Source organism: Planctomycetaceae bacterium (genome assembly GCA_041398825.1).
GTDB lineage: Bacteria > Planctomycetota > Planctomycetia > Planctomycetales > Planctomycetaceae > F1-80-MAGs062.
Window position 1 is genome coordinate 809,614 of record JAWKTX010000001.1, and the last position, 13,356, is coordinate 822,969.

Sequence of the window (13,356 nt, forward strand, 5' to 3'; positions counted from 1 at the left end):
GAAATCTGTATACCTCAGACATGGCTGTTTTCTGTCCCGTCCGATGGAAGTGTCGGAATTGGCGAGAACTCTCGTCAGGTTTGCCGACTGGACGTGAATTCAATTGACGGGTTTGTTGAAATGACCAGCAAACGCGATGGTTCAGCCGGAGGGGGGCAACGGCACGGTCAGCATGCCTGACCAACGTTAACCTAACAGCCTGTTGAAAACGGGACTGGCTCGAGCAGGAGACCTTAGAGCACGATGGTTTACCGTCGTCCTGCGTGCCTGTCTCGGTTTTTCAACGGACAGTTAACTCAGACTGCGGAAGTGACTCGACTACGGACAAAGTAACAGAATATGTCAACCAGAATTGATGCAAAGAATCAGGCGAAGTTATGGCATGAATCTCCAGCGATCATGGCTGAAGATCTGTCACGGCTTGTGGAGTGGCTGCAGCAGAATGTTCTGATTCCGCCAGTGGATCCGGCCCATCGTAAACGCCGAGCATTTCTTGTCTCTCCGACTCGTGCAGCAGAGGCGATTGAGCTTTCAGAGCCTCTGGATCTGGCGGTCTACGAATTCGGTCGCGGCCAGAAGAACAGCCGCGTCAGGCAGACTTTGCTCGCGCCACTACTGGATGCGCTCAGGGAGGCGGTGGAAGGTGATGGAACGGGTGAAGTTCTGCTGGAGGGTTTTCACGATGTGATCGAAACGGTGGCAAGAATTCAGGCACGCGCGGACATGCAGCAGCGGGCCGAAGAACGCATTGGGAACCGAAGCGATATTCTGGGAGCGGTGATTGAGGATTTTGGTGATGAATTAATTGTCAAGAGCGACAAGAACGGCAGCATTCGAATTCGAGGCGCAAGCAATATTCCGATGTTCATGGCCTTCTGGCGGGCTCACGGTCATCGATTGAGCCGCGAGGCATTTCTGGACCTTGACCCCAACGTCAATGAGAAGAATCTTGAACGGCATCGGGTACGACTTTGTGGCCGACTGCAGGATATTCTGCTTGAAATTGTTCAAAGCGGTAACGGCTACCAGATGCGACGCTGCTCCTGAATGGTTCTGTGATCTCCGGGGAACAGCTTTCAGATCGCTTTGAATTCTTTCCACGGAATGCTGAATGTTTCGGCAACCGCCTTGTTGGTGACATTTCCTTCCAGAATATTGACCGCGGCGGCAAGTCCGGGGTCCTGGCCACACGCTTTCATCAGACCATGGCTGGCAATTCTGAATACATAGGGAAATGTGACGTTGCAGAGGGCGTACGTGCTGGTTCGGCCGACAGCGCCTGGCATGTTTGTGACACAGTAATGCACAATGTCATCCACAATGTACGTTGGTTCGCCGTGTGTTGTTGGCCGGGATGTTTCGAGGCACCCACCCTGGTCGATACAGACATCAATGACCACCGCGCCCGGTTTCATCAGTTTCAGGTCTTCTGCAGTGACCAGTCGCGGCGCGCGTGCTCCGGGTATCAGGACGCCTCCGATCACAAGATCCGCCTTCCTCAACTGTTCTCGAATATTGTGACGATCACTGAAGAGGGTGTTCACGTTGGGCGGCATGATATCCTCCAGGTACCTCAATCGATCCACGTTGACGTCAAGGATTGCGACATCCGCCTGAAAGCCCGCGGCAATTCGGGCGGCATTTTTTCCAACGACACCGCCACCCAGAATTGCGATGTGAGCAGGTTCGACGCCAGGCACGCCACCCAGCAGAATTCCTCGGCCTTCCTGTGGTCGTTCCAGATACTTGGCACCTTCCTGTATGCTCATGCGCCCTGCTACTTCGCTCATCGGCGTCAGTAGTGGCAGGTCTCCGCTGCGACCTCGCAGTGTTTCATAGGCGACTGCTGTGGCTTTGCTTTCCATCACGTTTCGGGTGAGGACTTCATCCGCGGCAAAATGGAAGTAGGTAAACAGAATCTGCCCTTTTCGCAGCAGGGACCATTCAGAGGCCAAAGGCTCTTTGACTTTCACAATCAATTCTGACTGCGAGAAGACCTCTTCGTGGGTCTCAATGATCTGAGCCCCGGCTTCGATGTATTGCTCATCCGGTATTCCACTGCCCAGACCAGCGCCTTTTTCTACCAGTACGGTATGCCCGGCGAGCGTCAGTTCTTCGGCCCCGATCGGCAACATTGCAACTCGATATTCATCTGCTTTGATTTCGCGAGGGAGTCCGACAATCATGTGTTTATGTTCCGCGAGTTTTTTTGTTGAATGAACGTCACAGAGTGGCAACGAAAAGAGAATAAAGCATGGTAGTCGTGTTCGATGAAGCCACAAGGTCTTCAGCACAACGATTAGTTGGAATGGCTCTGGACGAAGATCTGCGAGACGTCGGAGATATCACCAGCCTGTCAACGATCGCTGCCGACCTCTCTGCATCCGTCAATATTGTGGCCCGTGAGTCAGGTGTGATTTCCGGAGGGGCCATCGTTCCGATCGTCCTTGAGCAATTGAATGCAGCTGTGGAGGTTCGAATCGATGTGCCCGACGGTGACGCAGTCCAGCCGGGAACTGTGATCGCATCGCTGTCTGGTAATGTCAGGTCACTTCTGACGGCAGAACGGACGATTTTGAATTTCATGATCCATCTGAGCGGGGTCGCCAGCAGGACAGCGCAGTTCGTCCGGGAAGTGAACGGAACGAAGGCTGTAATTCTTGACACCAGAAAAACGTTCCCCGGATACCGGCTACTGCACAAGTATGCGGTCCGCTGCGGTGGCGGCCACAATCACCGAATGGGGTTGTTCGATGGGATCCTGATCAAGGACAACCATCTTGCTGCACGCGGCGATCGAAACGTTGGTTCTGCGGTCGCATCGGCCCGCACGTTTCTTGCGAGTCGAGGGGATTCGATTCCCATCGAAATCGAAGTAGATACGCTTGATCAACTCAGATTTGCGCTGGTTGAACACCCGGAAATCGTCTTACTGGATAATATGTCGATCCAGCAGCTTGAAGAATCCATTCGACTGCGCGACCAGCTTTCAGCTTCCACGCTGCTGGAGGCCTCCGGGGGGATTTCGCTGGAAACCGTTGGTGCCATTGCCCGAACGGGAGTTGATCGCATCAGTATTGGCGGTCTCACACATTCGGCCACCGCACTGGATCTTGGCTTTGACTGGCCGTGGTGAACCTGGCAGTTGCGCATGAAAAGGCCCTGCCAGACAATCCGTCCGGCAGGGCCTGGTTGCACTAAATGCAGTTCCGGTGGAATCTGTTAGTAGCGGAATACTGCACCGACACTGAAGCCGTCCAGTACGTAGTTCTTCATCCGCTTGCCCAGTTGAATGTCTGGTATGAAACCGCCCGCAGGGGCATTCTGGCTATTCCAGTTGATGTTCTCGTAGGGACGAGTGATCCTTGGCATCCACATGAAGTCATATCCCCCGAAGAGTGAAAAGTGCGGGTTCAGATGGACTTCACCGGCAAAGCTGACCTGTGTCACGGTCGTGAAGTCTACTTCGCTTTTGGTATATCGGGTTGCAATACCAGTGCCCAGAGCGTCTGAGGTGACAGCTGCAGAGTTGTCGTTCAGGGCAAATGCAATTCGCGGAGTCACACTCAGTGTCATCCATCGACTGACAATGGAGGCTCGTCCTCCGACTTCCGGGCCATAGACATGATTCGACGTATTGGAGATAACACGAGTCACTCGTTCAGTCACAGTTCCGCCCGCATCGTAACGTCCATCCAGATTCCATGCTTCGTCAAGATTCAGGTAGCGGAATCCGCCAAGCCACTGCCATTTGAAGCCTTCGCCCGGCAGATATGCTTCTGTCAGAAGACTGGCTTCGGCTCCCCAAATCTGTGAACTCATCGAAACCTCAATGCTCTTGTCGATGACAATCCCATTCAGTGTTGCGACATCCGAAACACCACCGTTGTTCAGCAGAGGAATGATGACGTTCGGCGAGAACACATTTCCCAGTTCCGGTGCGAGCGGACTTCGGAAGTTGCGAATATTGCGATTGGCATATGTATCTTCGCGATCCGACGTGCCAAAGAAGCTCAACTCGGCCGCACCACCATTCAGATCCAGACCCCAGGTTCCGCGAACGCCCGGAATATTGTTCAGTGAAAGTTGTCCGTTGTCTTCGATGATCGAAGTACCTACAGACAGTCCGCCATTCAGGTTGTCGAAACCTTCAAACTGTTCAGTCCGAAGCCCTGCAACGGGAGCTCCGATCTTACTGTTCCCAAGGTCCCGGGCATTCCAGTGCAGGTACTCTACCCTGATCCAGCTGCGTCGAGAGACTTCCGTCAGGAAGTGTTCGATTGGCCGGGAATCGTCCCACAATGCAGGTGCGCTCTCGACATAATGGTCGACGATCGGCGCCTGACGGCCGGATTGCGGCATCTGAATGAATGGCTGATGTCCTGACTCGTATGAGCCGTACGGCATGCCTCCATAGGGGGCAGGCCCGTATTGTGCCGCTGCCTGGCTGGATGCAGAAATCAGGATGACCACGGAGGCCAACAGCGAGTACAGGTTCGGACGGAGCATTTCGAACCGGACCTTTGCATAAGGAGACAATGGGTCGTCAGTGAAGAATCCCGAACTTCGCTGCGAAGGAACTCGCTCGAGGTTTGGGGGCCGACAACAAACAGCTCGGCAGACACTGACGGATGCGGACCAAACCACTGGCACAGTCCGCTGTCGTCGATATCGGATCCTGACGACTTTGAACTTTGCCCCAATTCTTTCGATGTCAACGAATCTGCCGGTTTGGAGGTCTGGAGCGACTTTGACGCTGTCTTCAGCGGCAAATGTGACCTGGATTCGAATGCTTCAGGCGTCAGTCGGCAGTTTCTGCCGCTGCGATAATCAATGATGCGATTCGTTGCGCTGCATTGTTGAACGGGGTGCGATCGCTGTTGGTTCCCACAGAATGGCTTTGTGGGCAGCCGGTATCCATCAGATGTCCCGATTCAGCGAAGGCCAGAATAAGGCGCACAATTTGGCCAGCAGCTTCCGGGCTGTGCTCGTCAATGACGACCGCTTCGAATTCGTTCTGATAGGCGCGAGCGTTTGCCTGCTGGTGCAGGTCTGCCGATTGTCCAAGCGGAACGATGATGGCGGGGATACCGATCCAGGCAATTTCTGCCAGCGTCATGGAACCCGCTCTGCAGATAACAAGATCGCAGTCCGCCATTTCCTGAGCAGGGTTGTTGAGAAATGGTAGAGCCAAGTAGTCGACACTGTCAGAAATTCTGGTATTCGCATCTCCGGCTGACCATTGATTCCCTGTCTGATGTATGACGTGGACGCGATGGTCCGGAAGCTTAATCTGCTGAAGTGCGTTTAGGCTGAGTTCGTTCAGCCTCCTTGCTCCAAGGCTTCCTCCGGTAATCAGAATTCGCGTGGCGGTACGGGTATGCGCGGGTTTTTCCTTTCTGCGCGATTGCAGACAGGTAAAGCCCTGTCGGAGAGGAATGCCCGTTTGTTTTTGGGGACAACGAATTGTCTGAGACCATGCTGGATCGATGGTCCAGCCAGTCCACATTTCGGCGGCCCATCGAGAGCAGATTCGGTTCGCCTTTCCCGGAACGCTGTTCTGCTCCAGCAGATAAACCGGGATGCCAAGCAGGCTCGCGGCAGCCACCGTTGGCAGACTGGCAAATCCCCCCAGCCCGACAATCATTTCCGGCTGATGGCGTTTCAAAGCCCTCACGGCAATTCTGAATGAATTCAGTAAGCTAACGGTCCATTTGCCGGCTTGTAAAACGGCGGAGGGAGAAAACCAGGTTCGTCCCGTGTTGGCGGGAAGAGGCAGGCTTGTTCGCAGTGGCAGTGCTATCTGATGACACACGGATGATGCAGGCAGGGAACCTGCGAATAAAGACGTGATCTTGCTGTCAATTTCCCGGGCACTGGTCAGAAACAGCAAGTCGACAGATCGATCAGCGATCAGGGCCTCTGCGATGGCAATTCCGGCGTTGATATGCCCACCCGAACCACCTCCCGCAAAGCAAATACGAAGTCGCGATTTAATTGGAGTTGAGTGGCCGCTCTTTGGTGTATTCACTTACTCCGTCCGCAGAGATGATCAGGAGGCATTTTGAGAGCGGATGTTGCGGATTCGTCGCGCGGGCGTCAACCCGCTGTCGAGCGTCTTTGGTTTCCGGGGAAGAATGGAGTGGAGTGGCAAGAAATAATTCCTGTTCCGGAACAGAGACCACTACCTGCTCCCCAAGCATATTGATCAGTCGTTCCCGGAACTCGTTACACAGCAGCCGGGAACTATTGAATGAATCACGGGTCACGGGCATCGCCATCAGTGGTGTCGATCGATTCTCGGTGACTGCGAATTCCAGCGGGCAACGCTGGTCGAGTTCAGCAAGATTGGTGACGGCGATTTGATAAAGATGTTCCGACGAGATCTGCCAGTGGCCAGCAAGTGAGTAGTCGACAATGCGACAGGTCGATCGGTCGTCGATAATAAAGGAAATGGCGAGGTCGCCGACCCATGGTATGTAGACCTGTTCGCTGCGAGTCGCTTCGGAAAGCGGGACGATGATGGGCAGAATCCTGGTCGTTGTTTCACTCAGCGAAGGAGAGAGCTGGAGTGGCCCAAGTTCGTGCATCCGGACAATGTCGGTCAGTGCGCGGAGCGAAATCTGTTCGAAAAACTCCGGCTGTTCCACATACCTCTGGTAAAGATTCTTGAGGCAGATTCGTGAATGATCGAGTTGGACGGAAAAAGCGTCACCGGCCTGAAATCTGAGCAGGGGAAATCGGTGGTTCGCAAGATCGATGACACGTTGACGGAACACTTCAGCTGGCATCGCCGGGTAGTCGGGCAGCACCAGTGAGTCCATCATCGACATGCACGTTGCCAGGAACTGTTCATCAATGAGGAGTCCTGGTGCCGACTGGACAGACGCGGTGATCTGAACCTGTGCGTTGCGCAGTATGCAGAACCACCATTGAAAGATCTGAGGGCGATGCCACAGTCGCTGAAAGAATCCACCCTGAGCTGGTTGCTGTGACAAACCGGACCAGCATTGGGAAGGATAGATCGATGGCGAGTCCGATTCGGGGCGTGATGCGACGATGCGGGGGAAACGGCGAAAGGTTCGGGAAAGGCTGCTCTCCTCTGGGACTGAAACAGCAGGCAGCCATTCTGTTTGAATGGTGAATACCGGACGGCAGTCTGTCGTTCGCTGGTCGCTGAGTGCCGTTGCACCTCGGCGCCACCTTGCAGGTCGGACTTCGACTCTGGATTCCGTTTGCTGAATTTCACACCAGGCTGGACATCGCAGCTGAAACCAGTTTGACGGTCCTGTCACAAGCTGATCGGAAAGTGTGAAGTTTTTCGCGCCGGAAAAAGGATCCGGCGTGTTCTCGGGAGTGGTCATGAATGTTGGCCCATCGATTCATTCGATAAATCAGACGTGCGGTATGCTAAAGAGTTTTTCCGGCAACCGGACAAACGTTCAGAGGTGAACTTTTCAGATTGTGGTTCTGGTGAAGAGATGACTCCGCAGGCTTGACAGGCAATCGTAGGTTTGCTGACCCCATCATCGACTTAATTCCGGAAATGCGATGAGGCAGGGATTGCTCGGCGTCTGTGGACGGATTGTTTGAGATCGCTGCCGATCGTGGCAGTTTGCCTGATTGTTACGACCGGAATGCTCCGCTTGAGCGTGTTTTTCGCGCTTCCCAAAACACTCGGACTGCTGAAATTAAAGAGCGGCAGTTTCCTGCAGGAAACAGGTTGCGTTCCAGCAAATGCTGCCGATGAAAGTCATGGCAGGAGGTTTGTTGGAATTGTGTCATGCCGGAACCGCGTCTGCCTGGTGTCCCATGACGCGTCGCAGTAAGGATCTCACCATGCGACTTGTACAGGTTTCGCTCTTGTGCGCAACCGCTTCGATCTTGTTCAGCGGGTGTGCAGCGAACAGAGCTGCTTCATCATCAGGAGTCAGCTCACCCGGAACGAAGGTTTTTGTACCGCCCCGCCACACACGGGAATACGAGCCACCAACGCAGCTCAGTCCTTCACAGGATTCCGATCGGAGTTATGAGCCGGGTCCAGTCACCCCACCGCCCGTTCCACCCGCGATCGGCGTTTCTCGAGTCAAGAGTGTCGGGTTGATTCGCGATTTGGGAGCGAAGGTTCGCTCACCATGGCGCGATCAGGACGATCATGGGTGCACAGAGAGCTGCAGCGACTCAGGCTGCGGTGATCCTGAGTGTGATGATGACGGCGGCCGACTCCGGAAGCTTTGCGTCCTGAAAGTATTCAAACATCGTGAAAGTTGTCTGTTCAGGAAGCTTCGTTGCTTCCATCGATCATCGGATTCGGGATGTACAACAGAACCCGGATGCACGGACAGCTGTGCCAGCGAGTCCTGCGGTGTTTGCGGCGATACGTTGTATACGCTGCAGCAGCTCGATGCTCACCAGCAGAAGCCGTGCATCGCGGAATCCATGACAGATCCGTTTCTGGAAAAGAATACCGCGCCCGTCGCACCGCCAGCAGTGCCGAATCTGACACCAACCGTTCCGTTGGTCCCTGCACCGGTTCCACCCGGGGCACCAGTTGAGCTCACGCCGACAGACAGCATTCCACAGGACGTTGTTCCAGCAGCGCCTGTTGCACCCGGCACGATCGACCAGACAGAACTGCCGGTCTGGCCGCGTCTCGATGGCGAACAACGAGTTCGAGCTGCTCAGGTGGGGCAATATCGATCGGTGCCCGACAGTCGGACCGGGATGTTGCCGGAGATCCTTCCCCGAACTTACTGAGCAACGGACCGTGGCGTCATCGTGTCCGATGTTCCGGGGCCATTTGGCGGACACTTGTCGCGAAGACCGCAGGTGTCGGATGGCCTGGAACTGTCACCAGAACTTCCCCTCAGTGGCGGGGATGTTCTGGTGAGCATGTATTTCTGAATCCTTTAGAGGATGCGGCTCTGCGGTACTCAGCCTTCGACAGTCGTACCGACAGATCGCATTGAAACTGCCGTTTAGATTTCCGGGTACCATTCGATGATGAAGGCGTCTTCAGCAGAGAGACGCCGGGATTGTTTTCGACGTTTCAACTCTTCCCGCGCTTCCGGGCTTCTGGCATCTTCGGACTGCTGCGCCTGCAGGCCGGCTTTCTCAAGCAGGCTCATCGAAGTTTCTTCTTCCTCGGCCGGGGCTTTCGCATCTGCCCCGACGACATATTCAACTTTAAAACGGTGATACTTCCCAACCCCCAGTTCATCGCCGGGATACAGGGGCTTCATAATGCATTTTTCACCGTTCACAAGCACCCCGTTACTGCTTCCAAGATCGCGGACATGCCAGTAACCGTCTTTCAGTTCCAGCTCACAATGGTGGGACGAGACGTTGGGAAATGCGAGGACGATGTCGCACGATGATCTTCGTCCAATCAACAGTTTACGGCCGAGCAGCGGGATTGGATCACCTCCGCCGGTTGGATTCAGTTCGCCGAACATGACTTGTTAATTCCGGGTCGTGGCTGTGTGGGGAATGAACGGGGACGGGGATTTCGGGGGGCGTACCGCCTTCCCCGTCGTTTGGCAGCATTTTGAACATTCAGAGCAGTCGAGTCAAAGCTGGGGCATGTCGAAACGGATTGCGTGCATGTGTGCGCGAAAGGCGGTAGACTCCCGGAGCTGGCAGAAGATCAGGCGTTCGCTGGATCTGAAAGGATCTGGAGGAAAGTCCGGGCTCCGAAGGACACGGTGGTGGGTAACGCCCACCGTCCGCGAGGATCGGGCAAGTGCAACAGAAAGCAAACCGCCGAACGCGAATGCGATGTCGAGCTTGTATCGACTTCGTATTCGGCGTGGTAAGGGTGAAACGGTGCGGTAAGAGCGCACCAGCGATTCAGGTGACTGAGTCGGCTGGGTAAACCCCATCGGGAGCAAGGCCAAGCAGAAGGAATCACCGTCCTGCGACGGTGGCGAAGCGGTCCGTTTCGCTTGACCTTCGGGTAGGCCGCGTCAGGTGCCGAGCAATCGGCATCGCAGATAAATGAACGCCCTCGACAGAACCCGGCTTATCGATCTTCTGCCAGCATTTTCCGAAACTCTGGGTGATCACACCAGCGATTCGCCGCCGATCTTCCCGTTTCTATTGCTCAACTTCGCCAGCTGAATTGTTTGATGAGCTGTCTGCCGGCAGATCAAACCCAAGGGAGCCAGCGGCAGACTTCACAAGTTCGCCGCCATAGACAAACAGAAGGCCGCCAACGACAAGAATGACGCCAATCCAGATAATCAGAGATGTTGCACCGACAAGGTTTCGCAGGAAATTCTTTGCAGTCCGCCACTTATGTCGATTTGCCTCTGCCTTTGCCACCTTTGAGTAAAGGCTGTTCAGGTCTTCCTTACGAACAGCGGCTGTCTGCCGTGCCAATTGTTTCTCAATCGCTTCGGTGAATTCGGGGAACTGTGCGAGAGGCAGGTATGTGCCGTCGGCGGTTGCCTTTCCTCTGGCTTTTGCGGTGAGGATTCCTGCAGCGATCATCTTCAGAATTCGCCCCGTCGAGTGTTTTTCGACGACCGGATCGCCTTCTGAATTCTCAAACTGAACAAACCAGACTCGCGAAGGTGTTGTGGCCAGCTGCGTCCTTGCATTCGAGTCCGCCCTGCTCTTACGGGCAACCGACTTTGATGTGCGGGCCGTCGGTGAAACGTTGGTCATACCTCCTACAACCGTCTGCGCTCCGCTAAGCACGACAGATACAGGTTCAGCTCCCTCGATAAAACTCAGCACGGAGCTGTGCAGGCCCAGTGCACTGAGGTCGCGAATCAACAGCTCACAGTTCTTGTATCGATGAGCGGGGTCCTTTGCCATCATCTTGTCGATGATCAAGTCCAGCTTCTCCGGGATGTCCGGCCGGAGGCTTTTTGCCGAAGGGTAGATTCCCCTTTCTTTGGCCATGATCAATTCCAGCGTCGAAGTCCCGCAATACGGGAGTCGACCGGTCAGCAGATGATAAAGGGTTGCTCCCAGTGCATAAATGTCGCTTCGCTGATCGACGTGTTTTGCATTTCTCGCTTGTTCTGGCGCCATGTAAAGCGGGGTACCCAGCCCGGTTCCACTTTGAGTCATTGAGACGTCTTCGTCCATCGCCTTGGCCAGCCCAAAGTCCGCAACTTTGACGATTCCTTTGCTGGTAATGAGTATGTTGTCGGGCTTGATGTCACGATGCACCATGTTCAGCTCATGAGCGTGCCTCAGCCCTTCGGCACAGATCAGCGCAATGTGCGTGGCATCACTGATTTCGAGTTTTTCCAGCTGGTCCAGCCAATCCTGTGCACTCTTACCATCGATGTACTCGATGGCAGCAAAATGCAGGCCTTTGAACGTGTCGACCGCATAGACTTTGACGATGTTGGGATGGTCGAGCTTTGCCATTGACTTGGCTTCTCTCTGGAAGCGCTGGACAAAGTCCTCTCTTTTCGCAAGCTCTTTTGAGAGGGTTTTGAGGGCGACCAGCCGATCGAGGCTGGTCTGCCGGGCCAGAAAGACCTCGCCCATACCACCTTTGCCAAGCTTGCGCTTCAGTTCGAAATCACCGAGACGCTGGGTGCGTTTTGGGGGTGAACCATCATTCGAGTTTTCGGAGTGTTCAGCCACAGCGGTCTTCCGGCATGCTTGATTTGGGACGGCCCGCCCCGCAGTATCGAGATTTTGAACTGGTGGTACAACCGACTTCACCCGGCTTGAGAAAGTCCCGGGAGCCAATGTCTCCGTCATTCCGCGCGTCTTTCGAGCTGCCCTGACCTTGTCGTTCCTCAGCATTTCACCCTGATTCTAATGTGCATCATGGTTAACGAGAGAGATCCTTTGAAGACGGGGGAGGTTGCTGGTTTAGGAGAGGGGGGATTGCTGAGGTCGTTTTGCGATGAAGATGTTGGTTTTATTGGTTTCGGCGCATTTCCAAATCACACCGGCTGACCGCATACTTCGGAGTTGAATCTGGAGAACGAAAATCCGTTCATCTGCCGGAGCGACCATTCATGAATGCATGCCATCCCGATCATTTCGAAGAACAAGGCGTCCTGCGTGGTTTGTGCGTCGCACGTGGCCATTTTTTCGCGTGCACCGTCGCCTGTTTGCTTGCGGCTACGCCCGTTATCCTGAATGCGCAGGACAGTCGTGTCTTTCAGGAACGGATCCTGCCGCTGGCGACGGCCCCTGATGGTTCGAGTTGCCGTGATTGTCATTTGAGTGGCGTTGAGCTCGCACAATACATTCAGCACGACGAAGCATCGACATTTACAGCTCTGAGGGCAGCAGGTCTGATCAACATCAAAAGTCCCGGACAGTCTAAGCTGCTGACATTTATTGCCCGAAAACCGGATGAGGCGTCGTCCCTTCGCGATACGGTCCGCTCGAAAGAGCACGCTGCATTCAGCGAATGGATCGAGGCCGCGGTCCGGAATCCTTCGCTGCTGAGTCCGTCCGCGAATTCACAACCGCCCACATTTCTTCCGCCGGAAGTAATCCATCACGCGCGACGCGACCGGGTCACCAGGGCCTTTATTGACAGTATCTGGAATGAAACCGGGCGATGTGCGAATTGCCATAATCCGGAGTTGAACCGTAATAAGATCAATGCCAAACATACGAGGGAAGAAGTCGACGCGATTTCCTGGATCGTTCCCCGTAACCCGGCTGCAACACTCGAAAGACTGGTTGAAACGGGAGCCATCGATTTGGAGCATCCAGTTGAAAGTTCATTACTCACGAAGGCAGCCGGGTTAACAGAACACGGAGGCGGCCCAAAGTTTTTTCCCGGCAGTGACACCTATCGCAAGTTTGCCCATTTTCTGACCGATTACGCGGCTACTCGGAATGGGGATTACAGCAGGGTCGAGGATCTGCCCGACGTTCCTGAGGAAACGTTCGAGTTGACTCAGCAACAGCTTCGATTGAGGAACGTTCCTCCTGAATTCGGTGGGATGGCGATTCAGGTCGACTTCTTCGTATGGGATGACAAGACCGGGCATTGGGCTGAGAAACGTTGTGCAACAGCCTTCAGTCGAGTCAATGCGAAAGGCAATGTGTGGCAGAATCCGATCCAGTTGGTTCGGTCTTCGGACGATTTGGTTCGGTCTTCGGACAATGAAGTGCAGCGGGCATCAGAATCCGGCGATCAGATCAGCGAACCGCTGTTGCAGGAGGGGCGTTATCTGGTCAGGGTGCTGGTTGATCAGAAAGGGCTGACCGCTGTTGATCTTATGCATCAACTGACGTCGAAAGATCAGGTGGGTGAGTTTGAAATCTCAGGAAAATGGCCTCCCGGCTACCAGCCCCCGAGAATCCACCCGTTTCCTCGTTAAGATGCCGGTAGCACCGGCCCGCCATGTCTGCCTGTGCTGA

General features: G+C 54.6%; 10 protein-coding genes and 1 other RNA gene. 5 read left to right on the forward strand and 6 right to left on the reverse strand.

Annotated features, from left to right (window positions below):
• Window positions 1-339: 339 nt before the first annotated feature.
• A complete protein-coding gene (locus tag R3C20_02860) occupies window positions 340-1,047 on the forward strand; it encodes a hypothetical protein (GenBank protein ID MEZ6039419.1) in 708 nt (235 codons plus the stop codon).
• 29 nt (window positions 1,048-1,076) lie between these two features.
• On the opposite strand, the gene ald is transcribed toward R3C20_02860, so the two are convergent.
• On the reverse strand, window positions 1,077-2,186 hold the full coding sequence (gene ald, locus R3C20_02865) for an alanine dehydrogenase (protein ID MEZ6039420.1): 1,110 nt from the start codon (window positions 2,184-2,186) through the stop codon (window positions 1,077-1,079).
• Between the two features lie 68 nt (window positions 2,187-2,254).
• On the opposite strand from ald, the gene nadC reads away from it, so the two are divergent.
• Window positions 2,255-3,136, forward strand: a complete 882-nt coding sequence (gene nadC / locus R3C20_02870) for a carboxylating nicotinate-nucleotide diphosphorylase (protein MEZ6039421.1) — start codon at window positions 2,255-2,257, stop codon at window positions 3,134-3,136.
• An 86-nt stretch (window positions 3,137-3,222) separates the two neighbouring features.
• Here the strand turns inward: nadC and R3C20_02875 are convergent, their stop codons facing one another.
• The 3 genes from R3C20_02875 to R3C20_02885 all read right to left on the reverse strand — a co-directional run bounded on the left by R3C20_02875 (window position 3,223) and on the right by R3C20_02885 (window position 7,364).
• Window positions 3,223-4,509, reverse strand: coding sequence for a BBP7 family outer membrane beta-barrel protein (locus R3C20_02875; protein MEZ6039422.1), 1,287 nt, complete (start codon window positions 4,507-4,509; stop codon window positions 3,223-3,225).
• A gap of 292 nt (window positions 4,510-4,801) precedes the next feature.
• Window positions 4,802-6,031, reverse strand: a complete 1,230-nt coding sequence (locus R3C20_02880) for a UDP-N-acetylglucosamine--N-acetylmuramyl-(pentapeptide) pyrophosphoryl-undecaprenol N-acetylglucosamine transferase (GenBank protein MEZ6039423.1) — start codon at window positions 6,029-6,031, stop codon at window positions 4,802-4,804.
• Window positions 5,994-7,364, reverse strand: a complete 1,371-nt coding sequence (locus R3C20_02885; protein ID MEZ6039424.1) for a hypothetical protein — start codon at window positions 7,362-7,364, stop codon at window positions 5,994-5,996. Before R3C20_02885 ends, R3C20_02880 begins: the two co-directional genes overlap by 38 nt.
• A 1,075-nt stretch (window positions 7,365-8,439) precedes the next feature.
• On the opposite strand from R3C20_02885, the gene R3C20_02890 reads away from it, so the two are divergent.
• On the forward strand, window positions 8,440-8,757 hold the full coding sequence (locus R3C20_02890) for a hypothetical protein (protein ID MEZ6039425.1): 318 nt from the start codon (window positions 8,440-8,442) through the stop codon (window positions 8,755-8,757).
• 221 nt (window positions 8,758-8,978) lie between these two features.
• Here R3C20_02890 and R3C20_02895 read toward each other — a convergent pair whose 3' ends face one another.
• Complete coding sequence (locus tag R3C20_02895; GenBank protein ID MEZ6039426.1) at window positions 8,979-9,455, reverse strand: FHA domain-containing protein; 477 nt, start codon at window positions 9,453-9,455, stop codon at window positions 8,979-8,981.
• A gap of 183 nt (window positions 9,456-9,638) precedes the next feature.
• Here R3C20_02895 and rnpB point away from each other — a divergent pair.
• Window positions 9,639-10,040: RNase P RNA component class A (gene rnpB, locus R3C20_02900), an RNA gene on the forward strand.
• 55 nt (window positions 10,041-10,095) lie between these two features.
• Here the strand turns inward: rnpB and R3C20_02905 are convergent.
• Entirely contained in the window at window positions 10,096-11,607 is a 1,512-nt protein-coding gene (locus R3C20_02905) for a serine/threonine-protein kinase (protein MEZ6039427.1), read from the reverse strand.
• Window positions 11,608-11,990: 383 nt separating this feature from the next.
• Here R3C20_02905 and R3C20_02910 point away from each other — a divergent pair, with 383 nt between their 5' ends.
• Entirely contained in the window at window positions 11,991-13,316 is a 1,326-nt protein-coding gene (locus R3C20_02910; GenBank protein ID MEZ6039428.1) for a hypothetical protein, read from the forward strand.
• The last annotated feature ends 40 nt before the right edge of the window (window positions 13,317-13,356 follow it).